This window comes from Mesorhizobium sp. M0923 (genome assembly GCF_040319365.1).
In the GTDB taxonomy this organism is placed as follows: Bacteria; Pseudomonadota; Alphaproteobacteria; order Rhizobiales; family Rhizobiaceae; genus Mesorhizobium.
In genome coordinates this window covers 207,056-226,466 of the sequence record NZ_JAMYNW010000003.1, presented here as the reverse complement: position 1 = coordinate 226,466, position 19,411 = coordinate 207,056, and the positions used below count along the sequence as shown (strand labels likewise).

Genomic DNA, 19,411 nt, shown 5'->3' with positions numbered 1-19,411 from the left:
GTTTAGCCGCTGCCCGATTTTGTTTGCACTGCAGCATTTTCGCGCTAATCATGTCCGGCAGTTCCCTTCCCCGTGTCCGGAGCCCTGTCCTTGGCAATCTCGAAGATCCTTGTCGCCAACCGCTCCGAAATTGCCATCCGCGTCTTCCGCGCGGCTAATGAACTCGGCCTCAAAACCGTGGCGATCTGGGCGGAGGAAGACAAATACTCCCTGCATCGCTTCAAGGCCGACGAAAGCTACCAGGTCGGGCGCGGGCCGCACCTGACCAGGGATATGGGGCCGATCGAAAGCTATCTGTCGATCGAGGAGGTTATCCGCGTCGCCAGGCTTTCGGGCGCCGATGCCATCCATCCAGGCTACGGCCTGCTGTCGGAGAGCCCGGAATTCGCCGAGGCCTGCGCCACGGCCGGCATCATCTTCATCGGGCCAAAGCCGGATACGATGCGCAGGCTGGGCAACAAGGTCGCCGCCCGCAATCTCGCAATCGAAGTCGGTGTGCCGGTAATTCCCGCCACCGATCCCTTGCCGGACGACATGGCGGCGGTGAAGGAACTCGCCAGGACGATCGGCTACCCGGTGATGCTCAAGGCATCTTGGGGCGGCGGCGGCCGCGGCATGCGCGCCATCCGCTCCGAGGCCGATCTCGCCCGCGAGGTGATGGAAGGCAAGCGTGAGGCGAAGGCGGCTTTCGGCAAGGACGAGGTCTATCTCGAGAAGCTGATCGAGCGCGCCCGCCATGTCGAGGTGCAGGTGCTGGGCGACACGCATGGCAATGCGGTGCATCTGTTCGAGCGCGATTGTTCGATCCAGCGCCGCAACCAGAAAGTGGTCGAGCGGGCGCCGGCTCCCTATCTCGAAATGTCGCAGCGCGAGGAGCTTTGCGCCTATGCGCTGAGGATCGCGCGCGAAACCAGCTATATCGGCGCCGGCACGGTCGAGTTCCTGCAGGATGCCGATACCGGAAAATTCTATTTCATCGAGGTCAATCCGCGCATCCAGGTCGAGCACACCGTCACCGAACAAGTGACCGGCATCGACATCGTCAAAGCACAGATCCACATACTCGACGGCTTTGCCATCGGCACGGCGGAATCGGGCGTGCCGACGCAGAAGGACATCAGGCTCAACGGGCACGCGCTGCAGTGCCGCATCACCACTGAAGACCCCGAGCATAATTTCATCCCCGACTATGGCCGCATCACCGCCTATCGCGGCGCCACCGGCTTCGGCATCCGCCTTGATGGGGGCACCGCCTATTCGGGCGCGGTCATCACCCGCTTCTACGATCCATTGCTGGAAAAGGTGACGGCGTGGGCGCCGACGCCGGCCGAGACCATCGCCCGCATGAACCGGGCGTTGCGCGAATTCCGAATCCGGGGCGTGGCGACCAATCTCACCTTTCTCGAGGCGATCATCAATCACCGGAGCTTCGCCGACAATTCCTACACCACCAAGTTCATCGACACGACGCCGGAACTGTTCGCCAGCGTGAAGCGGCAGGACCGCGCGACCAAGCTGCTCAACTATCTTGCCGACGTTTCGGTCAATGGCCATCCCGAGACGCGCGGCCGGCCGCAGCCAAAAGCAGATGCGGCGCCACCGGTGGTGCCATATCTCAACGGCAATGTGCCTGACGGCAGCAAGCAGAAGCTCGACGTGCTCGGGCCGGAGAAATTCGCGGCGTGGATGCGCGAGCAAAAAGAGGTGCTGGTCACCGACACGACAATGCGCGACGGGCATCAATCCTTGCTCGCGACGCGTGTGCGCACCTATGACATCGCCGGCATCGCCGGCACCTATGCGCGCGCTCTGCCGCAGCTTTTGTCGCTCGAATGCTGGGGCGGCGCAACATTCGACGTCGCCATGCGCTTCCTCACCGAAGATCCATGGGAGCGGCTGTCGCTGGTGCGCGAGGCAGCCCCCAATCTTCTGCTGCAGATGCTTCTGCGTGGCGCCAACGGCGTTGGCTATACCAACTATCCCGACAACGTCGTCCAGCATTTCGTCCACCAGGCCGCTGCTGGCGGCATCGACCTGTTCCGCGTCTTCGACTGCCTGAACTGGGTCGAGAACATGCGTGTGGCCATGGATGCGGTCGGCGCCGAGGGCAGGCTGATCGAAGCGGCGATCTGCTATACCGGCGACATACTCGATCCGGCGCGGGCGAAATACGATCTGAAATACTATGTCGGCCTGGCCAGCGAATTGCAGGCGGCGGGCGCCCATATCATTGCCGTCAAGGACATGGCGGGGCTTCTAAAGCCGAGTGCTGCCCGCGTGCTGTTCAAGGCACTGCGCGAGGCGACAGACCTGCCGATCCACTTCCACACGCACGACACATCCGGCCTGTCGGCGGCCACCGTGCTGGCAGCGGTGGAGAGCGGTGTCGACGGCATCGACGCGGCGATGGATTCGCTATCTGGCAACACCTCGCAGCCATGCCTGGGTTCGATCGTCGAGGCGCTGAAGGGCACCGAGCGCGATCCGGGCCTCGACCCGCAATGGATCAGGAATATCTCGTTCTACTGGGAGGCGGTGCGCAACCAGTACGCCGCCTTCGAAAGCGACCTGAAGGGGCCAGCATCGGAGGTCTATCTGCACGAAATGCCTGGCGGGCAGTTCACCAACCTCAAGGAACAGGCGCGCTCGCTTGGGCTGGAGACGCGCTGGCACGAAGTGGCGCAGACCTATCACGACGTCAATCTGATGTTCGGCGATATCGTCAAGGTGACGCCGTCGTCCAAGGTCGTCGGCGACATGGCGCTGATGATGGTCAGCCAGGACCTGACCGTCGCCGACGTCGAGAATCCGGCGCGGGACATCGCCTTCCCGGATTCTGTGGTGTCGATGTTGCGCGGCGACCTCGGCCAGTCGCCGGGCGGCTGGCCAAAGCCATTGCAGAAGAAGGTGCTGAAGGGCGAAAAGCCGATCACGGTGCGGCCGGGTTCGCTGCTCAAGGCGGCGGACCTCACGGCCAGCCGCAGGGAGGTCGAGGAAAAGCTCGAGCGCAAGCTCAGTGAGTTCGAGTTCGCGTCGTGGCTGATGTATCCGAAGGTGTTTTCGGATTTCGCCGCCGCGCAGGAGACCTACGGGCCGGTCAGCGTGCTGCCGACGCCGACCTATTTCTACGGCATGAAGCCGGAAGACGAGATTTTCGTCGACATCGAAAAAGGCAAGACGCTGGTGGTGCGCTGCCTTGCCATGGGCGATGTCGACGAAAAGGGCATGGTCACCGTGTTCTTCGAGCTCAACGGCCAGCCGCGCCGGGTGAAGGTGCCGGACCGGGCGCATGGCGCCTCCGCTGCCAAGGCACGGCGCAAGGCGGAGCCGGGCAATGAGGCGCATGTCGGCGCGCCGATGCCTGGCGTCGTCTCGGCGCTTGTGGTCGCTGCCGGCCAGGCGGTGAAGGCCGGCGACGTGCTGCTGTCGATCGAAGCGATGAAGATGGAAACGGCGTTGCATGCCGAACGCGACGGCACCATAGCCGAGGTGCTGGTCAAGGCCGGCGACCAGATCGATGCCAAGGATCTGCTGATCGCGTTCGGGTGAAATAGGCCGGCATCAGAGAGCCTTGTCGGCGCCTGGCAGCAGCCCCTTCATGCCGCATCGATAGCACCTTGACCCGCCGCGCCCGGTCGGGCATCGAACCGCTGCAATTCGCCGCTCGGGTCCCCGTGAGTCGCGGCGAGAAACGACGCGGAGTGAAGAATATGGCCGACGACATCACCGAAACCAGCCAGACTGTTGCCGCCGGCCAGCTGCGCGCCTTCATCGAACGCATCGAGCGGCTCGAGGAAGAGAAGAAGACGATTGCCGACGACATCAAGGAAGTGTTCGCCGAGGCCAAGGGCACCGGCTTCGACACTAAGGCGATGCGGTCGATCATCCGGCTGCGCAAGAAGGACCAGGCCGAGCGGCAGGAAGAGGAGTCCATCCTCGATCTGTACAAGGCCGCGCTTGGAATGGTGTAGGCCGATAACAGCCTTGGGCGCCGGTTGCGGCGCCCCTCGACGGTTCGAACCATGAGCGAATTCGATTTTGGCGCCCGCCGCGCCTCTGAATTCCGCCAACGCAGCTTCTGGACGCTGTTCGCGGAACGGCATCCGGATGAAAGGGCTCTGCTGGCGAGGCGTGGACCGTGGTTCTGGCAGCGTGGGCTGCCCGACTTCGCATTGGTCCTTTCCATGTACGTCGCGCCTGCGCAGAATCATGTCGGCGTCTTCTTCGGCCGCAACGAGAAGTTCGGTGCCACGCAAGCCTGGTCGCGGCTGAAGCCGTTCCAGCCGGCCATCGAAGACAGGCTGAAGCTCAGGCCAGAACAAAGTTGCGACGGCCTCGGCATCAATTCGATGTGGCGGGTGAATTGTTTTGCCGAAGACAATTGGCCGGCGATGACCGACTGGCTGGTGACGGAAGCCTCGCGTTTCGAGCGCGCGATTGCCGAAGTTCTGGGTCAGGAATAAAGCAGGGTTTCCAGACGCAATCCTTGTGGAAGGGTTGCGCTGGTGAGCAGAGCGAGGGAGCCGGTGGATCGATGACGATCATGTCGCGCGTTGCCGCCTTCTTCCGCTCACGCTGGCTCGGCGGCGTGCCGCTCGATCGGCTGTTCTGGCGCGACCTGGTTGTTGTCGGCACAGCGATCAACGTCGCGTCGTCGGTGGTGGCGCTCATTCTGCTCGGGCTGAAGCTGCCGCTTGCGCTGGTTCTGGCGGTGCATTTCGCGCCGGTGCCCTACAACATCTTCCTGACTTTTGCCGTTTGGCGAACTGCCGGAAAATCAAGTGGCGCCAAGGCCTCGCTGATGACGCTTGGCGCCACGTTGTGGCTGATCCTGGTGGTCGTGGCCTGACGATCAGGCGGCCGGCTCGAATTTGAGCGCCACGCCGTTGATGCAATAGCGCAGACCGGTCGGCGGCGGGCCGTCCTCGAAGACGTGGCCGAGATGGCTGCCGCAGCGGGCGCAATGGCATTCGGTGCGGACCATGCCGTAGCTGCGGTCGACAGTAGTCTCGAGCGAACCCGGCACCGGGTCGTTGAAGCTCGGCCAGCCGGTGCCGCTCTCGAATTTCAGCTTGGATTCAAACAAGGGTTGGTCGCAGCCGACGCAGGAGAAGGTGCCGGCGCGCTTCTCGTGCAGCAGGGCGCAGCTTCCCGGCCGCTCGGTGCCGTGGTTGCGCATCACCGCATATTGCTCAGGCGTCAGCAGGGCGCGCCATTCGGCGTCGGTGCGGGTAACGGGGTAGGTGTGGCTGTCCATTTTTTCCTCTTAGCTTAGGTCGCTATTTGGGTTGCCTTCCCAACTTCGCCTGAAATAGGGATTTGTTACCGCGTTTGCCCGTATTTCTATCCTGTCGCGAAGAATTCCTCAGGCGATGGCGGCGAGATAGCGCGCAACCGATGCTGAAAATGCCGCCTTTGCATCTCCGATGACGTTCTGGTTCCACCACGCGCCATAGATATGGTCGAACGCGAAAGGCTCCAGCGCGGCCTTGATGCCGAGCACTTTCGAAGCGTTGAGCGGGATGTAGTTCGGGTAGCTGTACATGAAGCTGAGATGGCGGCGAGTCGGCGTCACCTGCACGATGTCGCCGGCCAGGATGGCATTGCCGCCGTCGCGCTTCCAGTGCAGCACCTGGCCACCGGCAAAGTGGCCGCCGCAGCGGATGAGCGTCAGCGACGGGTTTATGGCGCGCGTCTCGCCTTGCCAGCTGATGATCGCCGGATGCGGCCGCATGATCCACTGACAATCATCGGCGTGCAGATAAATCGGCACGCCGCCAAACGCCTCGCTCCACTCAACCATTGCCGAATAATAATGGCAGTGGGAAATGGCGATGGCGGCGAGGCCGCCCCGGCGGTTGATCTCGGCCACCGCCTCGTCGCTGACCATCGAAATGCAGTCCCACAGCACATTGCCGTGCGGCGTTTGCGCCAGCAATGCCCGCTGGCCGATGGCGAAGCGCGGCTCGATGCCGAAGGCGAGCACGCCGGCGTCGTCTCTCATCGCGAGCCGATGGCCGGCGGCGAGCTCTTCCGGCGTGGTCCAGGCCTGGCCCTCCCAACGCACATATTGCCGCTCGTCCTCGCAGATCGGGCAATGTCGCGGCGGCGTCGCTGTCGCCGCGAACTGGACACCGCATTGCAGGCAAAGGAAACAGGTCGACCTTCCTGTTTTGCGTGGATCCATTCAGTGCTTCCTTGAAAGTTGCTTCCTCGCGGCTTCGAGGCCGGCGAGCGTCAGTGGAAACATGCGGCCGTCAAAAATATCGCGGATCATGGCAATCGAATGGGTAAAACCCCAGTTTTTCTCGGCTTCCGGGTTGAGCCATATGGCATTTGGCCATTGCTGCAGCAACCGCCCAAGCCAGACGGCGCCGGCCTCCTTGTTCCAGTGCTCGACCGAGCCGCCGGGATGGGCGATCTCGTAGGGGCTCATCGAGGCGTCGCCGACGACGATCACCTTGTAGTCGGGGCCATATTTATGCAGGAGATCGAAGGTCGGAATCACCTCGGCATGGCGGCGGCGATTGTCCTTCCACACGCCCTCGTAGAGGCAGTTGTGGAAATAGAAATATTCGAGCTGGCGGAATTCGGCGCGGGCAGCCGAAAATAGCTCCTCGACGCTCCTGATGTGGTCGTCCATCGAGCCGCCGACATCGAAGAACATCAGCAGCTTGACCGCATTGCGACGTTCGGGTTGTGTCTTAACGTCGAGATATCCGTGCTCGGCGGTGGCGTGGATGGTCCCTGGCAGGTCGAATTCCTCTTCGGCACCTTCGCGCACCCAGCGGCGCAGGCGTTTCAGCGCGACCTTGATATTGCGGGTGCCGAGCTCGACGGCATCATCGAAATTCCTGAACTCGCGTTTGTCCCAGACTTTTACCGCGCGGCGGTTGCGGCTTTCGTGCTGGCCGATGCGCACGCCTTCGGGATTGTAGCCATAGGCGCCGAAGGGCGAGGTGCCGCCGGTGCCGATCCATTTCGAACCGCCCTGATGCCGGCCCTTTTGCTCCTCCAGTCGCTTCTTCAGCGTCGCCATCAGCTTTTCGAAGCCGCCCAGCGCCTCGACCAGCTTCTTCTCCTCATCGGTCAGGTGCTTTTCGGCGAGCCTCCGCAGCCATTCCTCCGGGATGTTTGCGACATCGACCGGGTTTTCGCCAGCCCGCGCCTCGACACCTTTGAAGATGTGCGAAAAGACCTGGTCGAAGCGGTCGATGTGGCGCTCGTCCTTCACCAGAGCGGCGCGGGCGAGATAGTAAAAGCCCTCAACATCATAGTCGACCAGCCCGGCCTCCAGCCCCTCCAGCAGCGACAGATATTCGCGGAGCGAGACCGGAACCCGCGCTGCCTTCAGTTCGAGGAAGAAGGGGATGAACATCTCACGGTCTACAGCAGATCATACTCGATGAAGCCGGTCCTGCGCGCCACATGGTCGTAGAGCTTGCGTGCGGTGGTGTTGGTCTCGTGCGTCATCCAGTAGACGTTCTTGACGCCGATCTTGCCGGCTTCCTGCCTGACCGCTTCGATCAGGGCGGCGCCGACGCCCTTGCCGCGCACATCGGGGTCGGCAAACAGGTCCTGCAGATAGCAGTTGTTTATCTCCGACCAGCAGGAGCGATGGTAGAGATAGTGCGTCAGGCCGACGGCCTTGCCGTCGAGGGTGGCGATGAAGCCTTTCGGCTCGAACTCGCCCGCCGTGAACAGCCGCTTCCAGGTGACGGCGTAAACCGCTTCCGGCAACTTGGTTTCGTAGAAGGTGAGATAGGCGGTCCACAGACGCCGCCAATCGGCATGGTCGGATTGCGCCAATGGGCGGACGGTGATCTCGGTCATTTCATTTCCCTCTGAACTCGGCAACCCGAAGCTGCCTCCGTCCCTGACCAAGGGCAACGGTCCAGCGACGGGAAACCGCTGTCCGAGGGCTTTCGTCGGCTTCCGACTGACCAGCCCCTCACCCCTGCCGTCTCGCCATGAAGGCCAGGCGCTCGAACAGATGCACGTCCTGTTCGTTCTTCAGCAACGCGCCATGCAGTTTCGGCAACGCATTCTTCGGGTCGGCGCGCAGGTCCTCGGGCGCGATGTCGTCGGCGACCAGCAGGCGGATCCAGTCGAGTGCCTCGGAGGTCGACGGCTTCTTCTTCAGGCCGGGCACATCGCGGATCTCATAGAACTGGGTCAATGCCGCTCGCACCAGTTTCTGCTTGATGCCGGGATAATGCACGTCGACGATTTTGTGCAAAGTGTCGACGTCGGGGAAGCGGATGTAGTGGAAGAAGCAGCGGCGCAGGAAGGCGTCCGGCAATTCCTTCTCGTTGTTGGAGGTGATGATGACGATCGGCCGGACGGTGGCGCGGATGGTCTCGCCGGTCTCGTAGACGAAGAACTCCATCCTATCCAATTCCTGCAACAGATCGTTGGGGAACTCGATATCGGCCTTGTCGATCTCGTCGATCAGAAGCACGACTTTCTTGCCGGCCGCAAAGGCATTCCATAATTTGCCGCGCTTGATGTAATTGCGAATGTCGTTGAAGCGCTCGTCGCCGAGCTGGCTGTCGCGCAGCCGCGAGACGGCATCGTATTCATAGAGACCCTGCTGCGCCCGCGTGGTCGATTTGACGTGCCATTCGATCAGATCCAGACCGAGCGCTGCCGCCACCTGGCGGGCAAGTTCGGTCTTGCCGGTGCCGGGCTCGCCCTTGACCAGCAACGGCCGCTCCAGCGCGATCGCCGCGTTGACCGCCACCATCAGATCCTTGTCGGCAACATAGGCTGCCGTGCCTTCGAAACGCATTTTTGCTCCCGGGTTCATCGCGCGACCCTAAGGACGCGGCCTTCGCTGTGCAAGGCGCTGCTGGCGAAGCGGGGATCTTGCCGGCGCTGACCTCGTTGAGGGGTTCTGCGTCGATTTAAGACTCGAAGCGTGTCGTCTCTCTGGCGCTGGGCCTGCCGTCTGCCTATATTGGCGGGGACGGTCTGCGCTTCCCGGCAGGAGAACATTTTCCCCGGGGCCTTAATGATCCCTAGGGAGCTGTCCCTGGGAAGACCCGTGGGTTTTCTCATACGGCGCCCACCTACTTTGTAGGTTCCCGGGATCGCTCTCTCCACCGGTTGTGTGGATCGTCACTCACATTTCAGTGGGCCATGCGGTAGGAAACGTCGCTCCCAAAACCCCGTCCAGATCCGACTTTTTCTATCCTGGCTCCATGACCTTCCGAAAAGACCTGAAAAAAAATCTCCGCAACGAAGCCCTCGGGCGCCGCGACGCGCTCGATCCGTTCTGGCGGGTAGAGGCAGCACTCGAAATGGCCGAGACGGCGCGCGACCGGATCACCGTCGAGCCGGGCCAGATCGTCTCAGGCTTCTGGCCGATGCGCTCGGAAGTCGACGTCCGGCCGCTGATGTTTGCCTTGCGCGAGAAGGGCGCGAGGCTCTGCCTGCCGGCCATTCTCGACAAGACCACCATCGTTTTTCGCGAACTGGTGCGCGGCGCGCCAATGATCGACATGGGCTTCGGCACCGTCGGGCCGCATGAGGAAGCCGAGGTACTCGATCCGCAGGTGATGCTGGTGCCGCTTGCCGCCTTCGATGCGCGCGGCCACCGCATCGGTTACGGCGCCGGCTATTACGACCGGGCGATCGCGCGGCTGGCCGACAACGGACAGCAGCCGCGGCTGATCGGCATTGCCTTCGACTGCCAGGAGGTGGCCCTGGTGCCGGACGAGCCGCATGACGTGATCATTCCGGAAATACTCACCGAGAGCGGGTTGCGCCTGTTCGCGCCGAAATTGTAGATAAGTTCCTGGACGCATGGTCTTTTCCGAAAGTCATGCAGCTTTTTGCTTCGCTGACCTTCAGTTCAGGATCACGCTTATATGAGACTTCTCTTTCTCGGCGACATGGTCGGCAAGACAGGACGTACGGCGGTGTGGGAACAACTGCCCGGCCTGATCTCGGATTTCAAACTCGACTTCGTCATCGTCAATGGCGAGAACGCCGCCGGCGGCTTCGGCATCACCGAGGAGATTTTTCGCGAGACGATCTCGGCCGGCGCCGATGTCGTCACCACCGGCAACCATGTCTGGGACCAACGCGATGCGCTGATTTTCGCGCCGCGCGAGGAACGCTTCCTGCGTCCGTCCAACTTCCCGAAAGGCACGCCGGGGCGCGGCTCAGGCGTCTACATCGCCAGGAACGGCGCGCGCGTGCTGGTCGCCAACATCATGGGCCGGGTGTTCATGCATCCCGAGCTCGACGATCCGTTCCAGGCCGGCGAGCGCGAACTTGCCGCTTGTCCGCTTGGCGAGCAGGCCGATGCGATCGTCATCGATTTCCATGCCGAGGCGACCTCGGAAAAAATGTGCTTCGCCCATTTCGTCGACGGCCGTGCCAGCCTTGTTGTCGGCACCCACACGCATCAGCCGACCGGCGATCACCAGATCCTCAATGGCGGCACCGGTTATATTTCCGATGCCGGCATGTGCGGCGATTACGATTCCTCGCTCGGCATGGACAAGGAGGAGCCGCTCAACCGGTTTTTGTCCAAGGTGCCGAAAGGCCGTTTCGAGGCGTCGACCGGACCGGCGACATTGTGCGGCCTCGGCGTCGACATTTCCGACCGTAGCGGCCTGACTGAACGGATCGCGCCGTTTCGCCGCGGCCCGCGGCTGGAGGAAACGGCTCCTTCCTTCTGGTCGTGACATTGATATGGACGCTTGCAATACCCAATTGCCGGCGAAACTGCTCTAGATCGTAGAGGGGACGACCTCCATGCAGCTAGTCGAATTCCTGGCGCCGCATTTCGCCTTTGTCTCCGACCCGACGGCATGGGTCGCGCTGCTGACGCTGATCGTGCTGGAGGTCGTGCTCGGCATCGACAATCTGATCTTCATCTCGATTTTGACCAACAAATTGCCGGTAGCGCAGCGAGCCCGCGCCCGGCGGCTCGGCATCTCCGCCGCGCTGGTGATGCGGCTGATCCTGCTGGCCACCATCTCGATCATCGTCCAGTTGACGATGCCGATATTCACCGCCTTCGGCCACGGCTTTTCATGGCGCGACCTGATCCTGATTGCCGGCGGCCTGTTCCTCGTCTGGAAGGCGACCAAGGAGATCCACCACACGGTCGATCTCGATGATCACCAGGACACGATGATGGGCGAAACGCTGCAGCTTTCGCTGGCCGGCGCCATCTTCCAGATATTGCTGCTCGACCTCGTCTTCTCGATCGACTCAATCATCACCGCGGTCGGCATGACCGACGAAATCGCGATCATGTACATCGCGGTGATCGTGGCGGTGAGCGTGATGATGCTGGCGGCCGGGCCGCTGGCCGATTTCATCGCCAGGAACCCCAGCATCGTCATGCTGGCGCTCGGCTTCCTGCTGATGATCGGCATGACGCTGATCGCCGACGGCATGGGTTACCACGTTCCGAAGGGCTACATCTACGCTGCCATGGGTTTTTCGGCACTGGTCGAAGGGCTCAACATGCTGGCCCGGCGGCGGAAGAAGGCAAAGGGCGGCGGGCACTGAGGATGGCCCACCGCGGTTGACCTAATGCCCCGGCAAACCCTTCGGATGGCGGTCGCCGGTCAGGCCAAGCGTCAGGCCTTGCTCGAGCCACGCCTTGGCGCCGGCGAGCACCAGCGCAAAACCGCCGGTCGAGTCGATCGCCTGCTTGACCTGCTCATCGGGGCTGCCGGCAAAGCCGAAATTGCGGACCTCGAGAAAGGTCGTGCCGCCCGGCATCTCGGTCAAGGTCCACACCACCGTGGTCGGCGGATCGCTCCATTGCATGACGATCTTCTCGTTCGGCACGATCTCGCTGACCGTTACCGTCGTCGAGACGCCATACATGCGCCATTCCCAATGGATTTCCTTGCCGCTGTCCAGCCTGTCGCTGCCGTGGGTGAACCAGAATTTTGTCGTGATCGCCGGATCAACGATAGCTTCGAACACGTCGGCGACCGGCCGCCTTATCAGCATGCCGGCTTCGGCGGTCGGTGTTTCATGGATTTCCATAGCGTCCTCCTTTCCACGGCGCCGCCCCGGTTCACCAAGCATCGGGTTCGCGCACGAGGTGAATGATGTTGGCCGGGTTGGTGATCCAGCCGCCGCGAAAGCCTTCACCCAGTGCCTCGATGGCGTCGCAGCGCACGACGCCGGCCCTGGCGAGATGGTCCGCCGCGCCTGGAAAATCATCGGTGAACAGTTCCAGCCAGACCTCGGCCTGACTAAGCATCGGCGCCTCGTCGATCCACAGGCGATTGGGACCGAGTTCAAAGCCGATAGCGGGCGCCTTGGCCGTGAATGGCTTCAGGCCGATGACGTCGCGATAGAAGGCGATCGTTGCCTGGTATTGATGTGGCGGCACTTTCATGGCGATGTTGATGCCGCCGCTGATCTTCGCGGTCATTTGCTGGCTCCATTCCCGTGTTCAGGTTCGATTGGCCGGTTCGGTCCAGAACCCGCTATGCCAAATTGATTTGCCAGGAGACTCCGAACCTGTCGTTGAGCCATGCAAACCGGCGGCTGAAACCATAATTGTCCAGCGGCATCAGAAATTTGCCGTGCTTGGCCAGGGCCTCGACAATGCCGTTCAGCTCTGCCTCCGTGGAGCAATCCACATACAGCGAGACCGACGGCGTGAATGTGAAGGCATGGTGCACGGGGCTGTTGTAGACCATCACTTCCAGACCGCTTATGGACACGCGCGCCAGCTTGACCGCCCCTTCCGGGCCGTCTTCGCCGGAGCCGTAACGTGTGACGTCAAGGACGCTGCTGTCGGGGATCGTCTCGCAATAGAAGGTCATTGCCTCTTCGGCCTTGCCCTCGAACATCAGAAATGGCGTCACTTGCTTCATCGCAGGCCTCCGTCATCTTGGTGGTTTTTCAGATGTTGTTCTCGTTGGCCGGCTCGCCCTTCATCTCGCTGCGGTAATAGCCGTCGCGCAGATTGATGCCGTATTCGACATAGGCCTTCATGCAGGCCAGCATCTGCGACCAGCCCTCGCAATTGAGATAGGACTTCTTCAGGCCGACCGCGTCCTCGCGCCAGCCGGTCTCGGCGATGGTGACAAAGGTGCCGCCATCATCGAGCGGTTCGAAATTCATCTCGATGCGGGTCTTGTAGGCTGGCTTGCCGTCGGCATCGGAGGCGTCCCAGTGCAGCACGATGCGGCTGTCCTTGATCACTTCGTCGACCTCGACGGGGACCTTGCCCCACCAGACAACACCGGCACCAGCCACCAGCGGCGCGCTGGCGCCGCCGATCGTAGTGAAATAGCCGCTAAGCTTCTTCGGATTGACGACCGCGTCGAAGACTTCGGCGACCGGCTTGCCAATGCGGCCGGAAACCCTGAATCCAAGAGACATATCCACAGCTCCTTCCTTGAAGGGTTCAACGATATGTTATAGAAACATAACATGTCAAGCCATTCGCAGGACGACAATGTTTTCAAGGCGCTGGCGCATCCGCGCCGGCGTGAGTTGCTGGACCGGCTGAAGGATGCGCCGCAGACCACCGGCATGTTGTGCGATGCCTTCCCCGACATGGACCGCTGCACGATCATGCTGCATCTGAAAGTGCTGGAGGAGGCAGACATGGTCGTGGCGCGGCGCGAGGGCCGCGAGCGTTGGAACCATCTCAACGCGCTGCCGATCAAGCACATCCACGACCGCTGGATCAGCCAGTATGCCACGCACGCGATCAGCATTCTCGACCGGCTGAAGTCCGATCTGGAGGGGTGAACGGCCGCCGAAGCCTGCCTTTTTCGGGTCTCAAGCCCTTGCGTGTCGTCTGCCACGGCGCGGCTGGACGAATTGAGCCGATTTATCTATAAGCCGGCCATTCCGACATAGAGCGCCGTACGTCCGTCCGGACGCAGCAGGACGTTCTGAGATTTTGAATTCGAGCATTTTGCAAGGCGCCGGGTGGTTCACCAGGCCGCGGATGCTCTAGCCGAGAAGACGACAGGAGTGCCATGGCTGGCCATTCACAGTTCAAGAACATCATGCACCGCAAGGGCCGTCAGGATGCGGTGCGATCGAAAATGTTTTCCAAGCTGGCGCGCGAAATCACCGTCGCCGCCAAGAGCGGCACGCCCGATCCATCGATGAACCCTCGCCTGCGCCTTGCGGTGCAGAACGCCAAGGCGGTGTCGATGCCGAAGGACAACATCCAGCGCGCCATCAACAAGGCGTCGATGGGCGATGCCGAGACCTACGAGGCCGTGCGCTACGAGGGTTATGGGCCGGGCGGCGTCGCGCTGATCGTCGAGGCGCTGACCGATAACCGCAACCGCTCGGCGTCGAATGTGCGCGCTGCCTTCACCAAGGCCGGCGGGGCGATGGGCGAGACCGGCTCGGTGTCGTTCATGTGGGACCGCGTCGGCGAGATCTACTATCCGGCATCGGCCGGCAGCGCCGAAAAGGTGATGGACGCGGCGATCGAGGCCGGCGCCGACGACGTCCAGTCGGACGAGGAAGGCCACACGATCTACTGCGCCTTCGAGAATCTCGGCGAGGTGTCGAAGGCGCTGGAAGGCGCGCTCGGCGAGGCTGAATCGGTGAAGCCGATCTGGAAGCCGCAGACCAATATCGCGGTCGACGAGGAGCGGGCACAATCGCTGATGAAGCTGGTCGCGACGCTTGAAGATGACGACGACGTGCAGAGCGTCTACGCCAATTTCGAGGTCGACGAGGAGACCTTGGCGAAGCTCAGCGCGGCATGACCCAACACGCGCTGCCTACAGTCCGCATCACCTATTGCACGCAGTGCCTGTGGCTGCTCAGGGCCGGCTGGATGGCGCAGGAGCTGCTGTCCACCTTCGGCACCGATCTCGGCGAAGTGGCGCTGGTGCCCGGCACCGGCGGCATCTTCACCATTTCCTGCAATGACACGCTGGTCTGGGACCGCAAACGTGACGGCGGTTTTCCCGACGCCGCAAAACTCAAGCAACTGGTTCGCGACGTCATCGATCCGGATCGCGATCTCGGCCATGCCGATCGCAAGGGTCATAAGTCGAAGGACCCTGCCTGAGGGTCTTCTTGCCCCGGCATTCACCGCCACGCGAAGATAAAACAGCCCAGCGCCACGATGGCGGTGATGGTGCGGACATGGTTCCACATCACCCAGTCCTTGAGATAAGTGGCCCATACCGCGGCGCCGTTGGCGCTTGCCGGATCGACGGCGGCCAGGGCGTTGTTGAGCGGCACGTTGAACATCATCGTCACGATCGGGTTGCCGACGAGATAGATCAGGGCGCCGGCGAGAAGCCAGAACGCGCCCGGCTGGCTCCAGCCGATAAGAGCGCCGGCGGCAAGCACAAGACAGACCAGCCCGGTGCCGAATAGCGCGGTCATGAATGCCGGCGTAATCACGGTGATGTTGATCGAATTCATGGCGGCGATGCCGCCTCCGGCAGGCAAGCGGGCGAGCGCCGGCATGATAAAGTTGGAGAAGGCGAAGAAAACGCCGCCGACAACGCCTGAGCCAATGGCAGCGACGAAGGTGAGGGTGGGAAGCAGTTTCATGATCATGTCAGTCACTCCAGATGCCCGTGGCGGCGGTTTCGGTTGCGTAGGTGGAAAAGTCTTTTGGGGCGCGGCCGAGCACGCGCTGGACGCCGTCGGTCAGCGTTTCGTTGCGGCCGTCGAGCACTTCGGTGAACAGCTCGTTGAGCAGCCAGGCGAACTCTGCCGGCAACTCGTGCTCGGCGATGGCGGTGGTGAACTCGGCATAGGAAACCCGCTTGAAACGAATGTCGCGGCCGGCGGCCCTGCCGATCTCGGCGACCGCGTCGGCAAAGCTCAGCAGCCGCGGCCCGGTCAGCTCATAGAGCTCTCCGACATGTCCTTGCTGGGTTAGCACGGTAAAGGCGGCCTCCGCGATATCGTCGGCATCCACAAATGGTTCGCCCACACTACCGACAGGCAACGCCACCTCGCCCTCCTGCAAAGATTCGACGAGGAAGCCTTCACTGAAGTTCTGGGAAAACCAGGCGCAGCGCAGGATCGTCCAATCGGCGCCTGAAGCTTTGAGCATCTCTTCGGCGCGCTGTGCTTCCGTTTCGCCGCGCCCCGACAGCAGTACCAGCCGACGCACACCACACTCCACGGCAAGACGAGAGAAGGCGCCGACGGTGTCGGCCGCGCCGGGCACCGCAAGATCAGGATAGTAGCTGATGTAGACGGCGCCGACACCATCAAGTGCGGGCTCCCAGGTCGTGCTATTTTCCCAGTCGAAGGGCGGCGTACCCGAGCGCGAGCCGATCTGCACCGGCAGGCCCCGCGCCGTCAGCCGCTCGGTGAGACGGCGGCCGGTCTTGCCGGTGCCGCCGAGGATCAAAGTTGGTTTCGTTACAGTAGGGTTCATGTCGATTTTCCTCAGTTTGCAAATGTGAGCAATCCTCACATTTGCCAAACGTGATAAACCCTCGTATTTTGCGAGTCAAGCCAATTTGTTGATTGTTCGCCTGGAGACAGTGATGGAAGGCTCTGCCGTATCGGATTCACAGGATGGCCAGATCGCATCGCCGCGCCGAACGCCGAGCCAGCAGCGTAGCCGCGAGCGGGTCGAGCGCATGCTGGCCGCAGCGTCGGCGCTGATCGCCGAGCAAGGCAGCGATGCGATGCGCATGGGCGAGGTGGCCGAGAGGGCTGGCGTGTCGATCGGCTCGCTCTACCAGTTCTTCCCGGACAAGCGGGCAATCATTTGGGCGCTGGCCGAACGCTACACCGCCGAAAGCCAGGCCTGCATCGCGGCGGCACTCGCCGACGTCAGTGACGCCGACGGCTTGCGCCAGGCGTTTTCGGAGCTGGTGGATATCTACTACCGGTTATTCCTGGCCGAGCCGGTGATGCGCGACATCTGGTCGGGGACACAGGCCGACAAAGCATTGCGCGAGCTTGAGCTTGCCGACAGCCGGGCCAACGCCGAATTCCTCACCACGGTGCTGAAGCGGTTGCGGCCGTCCGCCGATCCGGAAGCGCTGGAAACCACGGCATTTCTCATCTGGCAGATGGGCGAGGCCGCAATGCGGCTTGCGATTTCGGTCGACCGGCAAGAGGGTGACAGGCTGGTTGCGGCCTACAAGCGGATGGCTCTGCGAGAGTTGCTCGGCGCTTGACCGGCGCCGCGCGCATTCATTTTCCCTTGCCTGGCAAGGAGATGGCCGGCATCGTGCCCTTCGGCGGCCGATACTTCCGCCGCCACGCCTTCGGGCTCAGGCCGGTGATGCGCAGGAACTCACGGTTGAAGTTCGATTTGCTGAGGAAACCGGCGTCGAGCATGATGCGGGTGATCGGTTCGTCGGTCGCCGCGAGCAAGCGGCGGGCCTCATCGATCCTCCTGCCGTTGACGTATTGGGATACGCTCGATCCGTGGACGCGATTGACCGCCGATGACACTTGCCGTGCGGGGAGGCCGAGCCGCCTGGCGATGCGCCCGAGGTTGAGATCGACATCCTTGTAGAGATATTTCGATGTCATCAGCGCGTCGACCGCCGCCGCGACCGCGGAATCTTCGCTGGTCACCCGTGGCGTGGTTTGGGCGTGCGACACATCCTCTTCCTCTTCGTCGGAAGCAGCGGTTTCGCTGGCAACAGCGGCCGCGCTGCCGAGCAGCATCAGCGCTAGGACGTTGGCGGCGGCAATCACCGCGCCGGAATGAGTGCCACCTGTCCATTCGAGGTCGAAGCTGATGATGATGTCGGTGACCGGCGATGCAAGGATCGCCAGCGCCGTCACCAACAGCGATCGGTAGGACCGCAGGACGCCGTCGAGACGCGATTCGACAAGAACATCCGGACCGGCCAGCGCTAGCCAAAGAAGGGCGGCGCCATAGGACAGGAAAACGAGGATGATCACCGGCCCGACCGGCTCGCGCCAGAAGATCAGGAGCAGGACAACCAGGCAGGCCGGCAGCAAATGCGGCCAGAGTGATGCCAGGCGATGCGCGGACGGTTCCTTTGTCAAACCGCTGAAGGCTATCCAGGCAAGGGGTGCGATCAGTGTCGCCAGGACCGACTGGAACGGCATGATTGCCCTGACATCATAACCCCAGCGAATGCCGATCAGCACCGACTGCAAGGCATAGGCGGCGATCAGCAGCATGAAGGCGATGTTTTCACGCAGATCGGCCTCGTTTCGGCGGACCATCTGCACGAGCAGGATGACCAGCAACAGGGCAACGACGAATGGCAGGGGAATGAAGATCATGATCGCAAGCGTGGTTCCAAAGCGGGCAGCGGCCGACAATGACCCGGATTGCGTTCGCGGTCGTCCCGGATCGCGATCAAGGTCGCGGAAATCGACGTTTCAGATCATCTCGACAACGCCACGGTCCAGTCGCGACCGCCCAACATGATCGGAGACAATGATGAAATCCGCAATTCTCGTCTTGCTGCCTTTTGCCGGCGTTGCCCTGGCATCGCCGGCGACCGGTGAGGCCTCCAAGACGCTCGATCTCGTCGGGGTGAGCGCCGTCGTCATCACCGGCGAAGCCAGTTCCGTCAAGCTCACCACTTCGTCCGCGGCACCCTACCACGCGACGATCAGCGGCCGCCGTGAAGGCTGGTTTGCGAGCTGGTATTCGAGTTGGTTCGCCAGTGACTGCCGTTCCGCCAGCGACATGAAGCTGGTGGCCTCGACGCTACGCATCGATGTTGCTCCCTCCTCGTGGCTGGATCCTTCGGACTGCGTGGTCGAGATCAACGCCAACATCCAACCCGAGAGTTCCGTGTCGATCGACCAGGCGGCGCTGCAAGCCAACACGGCGGGGAATTTCTCTACTATCGCCATCGCCGGCAAGGCCGCCGATGTTTCACTCGACGGGCATGCTTCGAGCATCGATCTCAAGGGCGAGGCGCTGAAGGTCAATCTCTTCTATGGCAGCATCCGGCAGGACGAAAACATCGCGATTGCCGGCAAGGCGCTGGATGCCACGCTGTCCTTCGGCCAGCAGGTTCCGATCAGCTATTCGGTGACAGCATTGGCGTCCTTCGTCGACAGTTCGCTTCCCAACACCGCCGGCGCCAAACCCTCGATCGTCATCAAGGGCGATTTCGTTCGCGCGACGATCCGCTGAATAAAAAACCCGCCACAAGGGCGGGTTTTTTATCTGCAGGCAGCCAATACGGCTTGAGCGTTCTTCGACCTTACAGGCCAAAACCTTCGAAGCGCTTCTTGAACTTCGACAGGCGGCCGCCGCGGTCGAGCAGGGTCTGCTGGCCGCCGGTCCAGGCCGGATGGGTCGTCGGGTCGATATCGAGGTTCATCGTATCGCCTTCCTTGCCCCAGGTCGAACGGGTCATGTATTCGGTGCCGTCGGTCATGACGACCTTGATGGTGTGGTAGTCGGGATGGATGTCGGTCTTCATGGTTCTGTTCCTGGCTTGCCGGGTGCTGCCGA

At 62.2% G+C, this 19,411-nt stretch carries 25 protein-coding genes and 1 other RNA gene; 13 read left to right on the top strand and 13 right to left on the bottom strand.

The annotated features are described in order from the left end of the window. Positions 1 to 90: 90 nt before the first annotated feature. The 4 genes from pyc to NKH89_RS07160 all read left to right on the top strand — a co-directional run bounded on the left by pyc (position 91) and on the right by NKH89_RS07160 (position 4,849). Positions 91 to 3,549 (top strand): pyruvate carboxylase, encoded by a 3,459-nt coding sequence (gene pyc / locus NKH89_RS07175; RefSeq protein ID WP_352908540.1) that lies wholly within the window; start codon positions 91 to 93, stop codon positions 3,547 to 3,549. 161 nt (positions 3,550 to 3,710) lie between these two features. Continuing rightward, positions 3,711 to 3,971 carry a DUF2312 domain-containing protein gene (locus NKH89_RS07170; protein WP_023719653.1) on the top strand — a complete coding sequence of 87 codons (261 nt, stop codon included), beginning with the start codon at positions 3,711 to 3,713 and terminating at the stop codon, positions 3,969 to 3,971. 51 nt (positions 3,972 to 4,022) lie between these two features. Further along, entirely contained in the window at positions 4,023 to 4,463 is a 441-nt protein-coding gene (locus NKH89_RS07165; RefSeq protein ID WP_023719652.1) for a hypothetical protein, read from the top strand. A 71-nt stretch (positions 4,464 to 4,534) separates the two neighbouring features. Further along, the gene (locus NKH89_RS07160; protein WP_023719651.1) at positions 4,535 to 4,849 is read left to right on the top strand and encodes a hypothetical protein; all 315 of its coding nucleotides are present in this window, start codon (positions 4,535 to 4,537) and stop codon (positions 4,847 to 4,849) included. Between the two features lie 3 nt (positions 4,850 to 4,852). Here the strand turns inward: NKH89_RS07160 and msrB are convergent, their stop codons facing one another. The 5 genes from msrB to NKH89_RS07135 all read right to left on the bottom strand — a co-directional run bounded on the left by msrB (position 4,853) and on the right by NKH89_RS07135 (position 8,791). Beyond that, a complete protein-coding gene (gene msrB / locus NKH89_RS07155; protein ID WP_352480940.1) occupies positions 4,853 to 5,257 on the bottom strand; it encodes a peptide-methionine (R)-S-oxide reductase MsrB in 405 nt (134 codons plus the stop codon). Positions 5,258 to 5,365: 108 nt separating this feature from the next. Then, complete coding sequence (locus NKH89_RS07150) at positions 5,366 to 6,187, bottom strand: MBL fold metallo-hydrolase (protein ID WP_352480939.1); 822 nt, start codon at positions 6,185 to 6,187, stop codon at positions 5,366 to 5,368. Then, complete coding sequence (locus tag NKH89_RS07145; RefSeq protein WP_352908539.1) at positions 6,188 to 7,378, bottom strand: vWA domain-containing protein; 1,191 nt, start codon at positions 7,376 to 7,378, stop codon at positions 6,188 to 6,190. A gap of 8 nt (positions 7,379 to 7,386) precedes the next feature. Continuing rightward, positions 7,387 to 7,833 carry a GNAT family N-acetyltransferase gene (locus tag NKH89_RS07140; protein ID WP_023719647.1) on the bottom strand — a complete coding sequence of 149 codons (447 nt, stop codon included), beginning with the start codon at positions 7,831 to 7,833 and terminating at the stop codon, positions 7,387 to 7,389. A gap of 118 nt (positions 7,834 to 7,951) precedes the next feature. Further along, positions 7,952 to 8,791, bottom strand: coding sequence for an AAA family ATPase (locus tag NKH89_RS07135; RefSeq protein ID WP_023719646.1), 840 nt, complete (start codon positions 8,789 to 8,791; stop codon positions 7,952 to 7,954). 176 nt (positions 8,792 to 8,967) lie between these two features. Here NKH89_RS07135 and ssrS point away from each other — a divergent pair. The 4 genes from ssrS to NKH89_RS07115 all read left to right on the top strand — a co-directional run bounded on the left by ssrS (position 8,968) and on the right by NKH89_RS07115 (position 11,532). Further along, positions 8,968 to 9,123, top strand: a non-coding RNA gene (ssrS, locus tag NKH89_RS07130) — 6S RNA. Positions 9,124 to 9,203: 80 nt separating this feature from the next. After that, complete coding sequence (locus tag NKH89_RS07125; RefSeq protein ID WP_023719645.1) at positions 9,204 to 9,791, top strand: 5-formyltetrahydrofolate cyclo-ligase; 588 nt, start codon at positions 9,204 to 9,206, stop codon at positions 9,789 to 9,791. Between the two features lie 81 nt (positions 9,792 to 9,872). Beyond that, complete coding sequence (locus NKH89_RS07120; protein ID WP_352908538.1) at positions 9,873 to 10,697, top strand: TIGR00282 family metallophosphoesterase; 825 nt, start codon at positions 9,873 to 9,875, stop codon at positions 10,695 to 10,697. A 70-nt stretch (positions 10,698 to 10,767) separates the two neighbouring features. Continuing rightward, on the top strand, positions 10,768 to 11,532 hold the full coding sequence (locus tag NKH89_RS07115) for a TerC family protein (RefSeq protein WP_352494148.1): 765 nt from the start codon (positions 10,768 to 10,770) through the stop codon (positions 11,530 to 11,532). Positions 11,533 to 11,553: 21 nt separating this feature from the next. Here NKH89_RS07115 and NKH89_RS07110 read toward each other — a convergent pair whose 3' ends face one another. The 4 genes from NKH89_RS07110 to NKH89_RS07095 are packed head-to-tail and all read right to left on the bottom strand — an operon-like array spanning position 11,554 to position 13,374. Further along, the gene (locus tag NKH89_RS07110) at positions 11,554 to 12,021 is read right to left on the bottom strand and encodes an SRPBCC family protein (protein ID WP_352908537.1); all 468 of its coding nucleotides are present in this window, start codon (positions 12,019 to 12,021) and stop codon (positions 11,554 to 11,556) included. 31 nt (positions 12,022 to 12,052) lie between these two features. Next, the gene (locus NKH89_RS07105) at positions 12,053 to 12,415 is read right to left on the bottom strand and encodes a hypothetical protein (protein WP_352908536.1); all 363 of its coding nucleotides are present in this window, start codon (positions 12,413 to 12,415) and stop codon (positions 12,053 to 12,055) included. A 55-nt stretch (positions 12,416 to 12,470) separates the two neighbouring features. Then, complete coding sequence (locus tag NKH89_RS07100; RefSeq protein ID WP_352908535.1) at positions 12,471 to 12,863, bottom strand: VOC family protein; 393 nt, start codon at positions 12,861 to 12,863, stop codon at positions 12,471 to 12,473. Positions 12,864 to 12,891: 28 nt separating this feature from the next. Continuing rightward, entirely contained in the window at positions 12,892 to 13,374 is a 483-nt protein-coding gene (locus NKH89_RS07095; RefSeq protein WP_023719640.1) for an SRPBCC domain-containing protein, read from the bottom strand. A gap of 51 nt (positions 13,375 to 13,425) precedes the next feature. Here NKH89_RS07095 and NKH89_RS07090 point away from each other — a divergent pair, with 51 nt between their 5' ends. The 3 genes from NKH89_RS07090 (at position 13,426) to NKH89_RS07080 (ending at position 15,040) form a co-directional block, all read left to right on the top strand. Continuing rightward, positions 13,426 to 13,749: an ArsR/SmtB family transcription factor gene (locus NKH89_RS07090; protein ID WP_352815026.1), complete on the top strand. Its 324-nt coding sequence runs from the start codon at positions 13,426 to 13,428 to the stop codon at positions 13,747 to 13,749. Between the two features lie 233 nt (positions 13,750 to 13,982). After that, complete coding sequence (locus NKH89_RS07085; protein ID WP_023678028.1) at positions 13,983 to 14,732, top strand: YebC/PmpR family DNA-binding transcriptional regulator; 750 nt, start codon at positions 13,983 to 13,985, stop codon at positions 14,730 to 14,732. After that, positions 14,729 to 15,040, top strand: a complete 312-nt coding sequence (locus tag NKH89_RS07080; protein ID WP_352480935.1) for an Rdx family protein — start codon at positions 14,729 to 14,731, stop codon at positions 15,038 to 15,040. The genes NKH89_RS07085 and NKH89_RS07080 overlap by 4 nt, the downstream gene beginning before the upstream one ends. A 20-nt stretch (positions 15,041 to 15,060) precedes the next feature. On the opposite strand, the gene NKH89_RS07075 is transcribed toward NKH89_RS07080, so the two are convergent. Together NKH89_RS07075 and NKH89_RS07070 are read right to left on the bottom strand one after the other, a co-directional pair. After that, on the bottom strand, positions 15,061 to 15,540 hold the full coding sequence (locus NKH89_RS07075) for an anthrone oxygenase family protein (RefSeq protein ID WP_352480934.1): 480 nt from the start codon (positions 15,538 to 15,540) through the stop codon (positions 15,061 to 15,063). 1 nt (position 15,541) lies between these two features. Next, positions 15,542 to 16,375, bottom strand: coding sequence for a Rossmann-fold NAD(P)-binding domain-containing protein (locus NKH89_RS07070; protein WP_352908534.1), 834 nt, complete (start codon positions 16,373 to 16,375; stop codon positions 15,542 to 15,544). Positions 16,376 to 16,487: 112 nt separating this feature from the next. Here NKH89_RS07070 and NKH89_RS07065 point away from each other — a divergent pair, with 112 nt between their 5' ends. Continuing rightward, positions 16,488 to 17,129, top strand: a complete 642-nt coding sequence (locus NKH89_RS07065; RefSeq protein WP_352480932.1) for a TetR/AcrR family transcriptional regulator — start codon at positions 16,488 to 16,490, stop codon at positions 17,127 to 17,129. A gap of 16 nt (positions 17,130 to 17,145) precedes the next feature. On the opposite strand, the gene NKH89_RS07060 is transcribed toward NKH89_RS07065, so the two are convergent. Beyond that, entirely contained in the window at positions 17,146 to 18,219 is a 1,074-nt protein-coding gene (locus NKH89_RS07060) for a helix-turn-helix domain-containing protein (protein ID WP_352480931.1), read from the bottom strand. Positions 18,220 to 18,379: 160 nt separating this feature from the next. Between NKH89_RS07060 and NKH89_RS07055 the strand changes: the two genes are divergently transcribed. Continuing rightward, positions 18,380 to 19,087: a hypothetical protein gene (locus NKH89_RS07055; protein WP_352787915.1), complete on the top strand. Its 708-nt coding sequence runs from the start codon at positions 18,380 to 18,382 to the stop codon at positions 19,085 to 19,087. A 70-nt stretch (positions 19,088 to 19,157) separates the two neighbouring features. Here the strand turns inward: NKH89_RS07055 and rpmE are convergent, their stop codons facing one another. After that, a complete protein-coding gene (gene rpmE / locus NKH89_RS07050; protein ID WP_006327661.1) occupies positions 19,158 to 19,379 on the bottom strand; it encodes a 50S ribosomal protein L31 in 222 nt (73 codons plus the stop codon). Positions 19,380 to 19,411 lie beyond the last annotated feature (32 nt).

Bases quoted from the DNA above. Each gene is read 5' to 3' on its own strand.
- NKH89_RS07170 (WP_023719653.1), top strand. From the start codon at position 3,711: ATGGCCGACGACATCACCGAAACCAGCCAGACTGTTGCCGCCGGCCAG.
- NKH89_RS07165 (WP_023719652.1), top strand. From the start codon at position 4,023: ATGAGCGAATTCGATTTTGGCGCCCGCCGCGCCTCTGAATTCCGCCAA.
- NKH89_RS07160 (WP_023719651.1), top strand. From the start codon at position 4,535: ATGACGATCATGTCGCGCGTTGCCGCCTTCTTCCGCTCACGCTGGCTC.
- msrB (WP_352480940.1), bottom strand. From the start codon at position 5,257: ATGGACAGCCACACCTACCCCGTTACCCGCACCGACGCCGAATGGCGC.
- NKH89_RS07150 (WP_352480939.1), bottom strand. From the start codon at position 6,187: ATGGATCCACGCAAAACAGGAAGGTCGACCTGTTTCCTTTGCCTGCAA.
- NKH89_RS07145 (WP_352908539.1), bottom strand. From the start codon at position 7,378: ATGTTCATCCCCTTCTTCCTCGAACTGAAGGCAGCGCGGGTTCCGGTC.
- NKH89_RS07140 (WP_023719647.1), bottom strand. From the start codon at position 7,833: ATGACCGAGATCACCGTCCGCCCATTGGCGCAATCCGACCATGCCGAT.
- NKH89_RS07135 (WP_023719646.1), bottom strand. From the start codon at position 8,791: ATGCGTTTCGAAGGCACGGCAGCCTATGTTGCCGACAAGGATCTGATG.
- NKH89_RS07125 (WP_023719645.1), top strand. From the start codon at position 9,204: ATGACCTTCCGAAAAGACCTGAAAAAAAATCTCCGCAACGAAGCCCTC.
- NKH89_RS07120 (WP_352908538.1), top strand. From the start codon at position 9,873: ATGAGACTTCTCTTTCTCGGCGACATGGTCGGCAAGACAGGACGTACG.
- NKH89_RS07115 (WP_352494148.1), top strand. From the start codon at position 10,768: ATGCAGCTAGTCGAATTCCTGGCGCCGCATTTCGCCTTTGTCTCCGAC.
- NKH89_RS07110 (WP_352908537.1), bottom strand. From the start codon at position 12,021: ATGGAAATCCATGAAACACCGACCGCCGAAGCCGGCATGCTGATAAGG.
- NKH89_RS07105 (WP_352908536.1), bottom strand. From the start codon at position 12,415: ATGACCGCGAAGATCAGCGGCGGCATCAACATCGCCATGAAAGTGCCG.
- NKH89_RS07100 (WP_352908535.1), bottom strand. From the start codon at position 12,863: ATGAAGCAAGTGACGCCATTTCTGATGTTCGAGGGCAAGGCCGAAGAG.
- NKH89_RS07095 (WP_023719640.1), bottom strand. From the start codon at position 13,374: ATGTCTCTTGGATTCAGGGTTTCCGGCCGCATTGGCAAGCCGGTCGCC.
- NKH89_RS07090 (WP_352815026.1), top strand. From the start codon at position 13,426: ATGTCAAGCCATTCGCAGGACGACAATGTTTTCAAGGCGCTGGCGCAT.
- NKH89_RS07085 (WP_023678028.1), top strand. From the start codon at position 13,983: ATGGCTGGCCATTCACAGTTCAAGAACATCATGCACCGCAAGGGCCGT.
- NKH89_RS07080 (WP_352480935.1), top strand. From the start codon at position 14,729: ATGACCCAACACGCGCTGCCTACAGTCCGCATCACCTATTGCACGCAG.
- NKH89_RS07075 (WP_352480934.1), bottom strand. From the start codon at position 15,540: ATGATCATGAAACTGCTTCCCACCCTCACCTTCGTCGCTGCCATTGGC.
- NKH89_RS07070 (WP_352908534.1), bottom strand. From the start codon at position 16,375: ATGAACCCTACTGTAACGAAACCAACTTTGATCCTCGGCGGCACCGGC.
- NKH89_RS07065 (WP_352480932.1), top strand. From the start codon at position 16,488: ATGGAAGGCTCTGCCGTATCGGATTCACAGGATGGCCAGATCGCATCG.
- NKH89_RS07060 (WP_352480931.1), bottom strand. From the start codon at position 18,219: ATGATCTTCATTCCCCTGCCATTCGTCGTTGCCCTGTTGCTGGTCATC.
- NKH89_RS07055 (WP_352787915.1), top strand. From the start codon at position 18,380: ATGAAATCCGCAATTCTCGTCTTGCTGCCTTTTGCCGGCGTTGCCCTG.
- rpmE (WP_006327661.1), bottom strand. From the start codon at position 19,379: ATGAAGACCGACATCCATCCCGACTACCACACCATCAAGGTCGTCATG.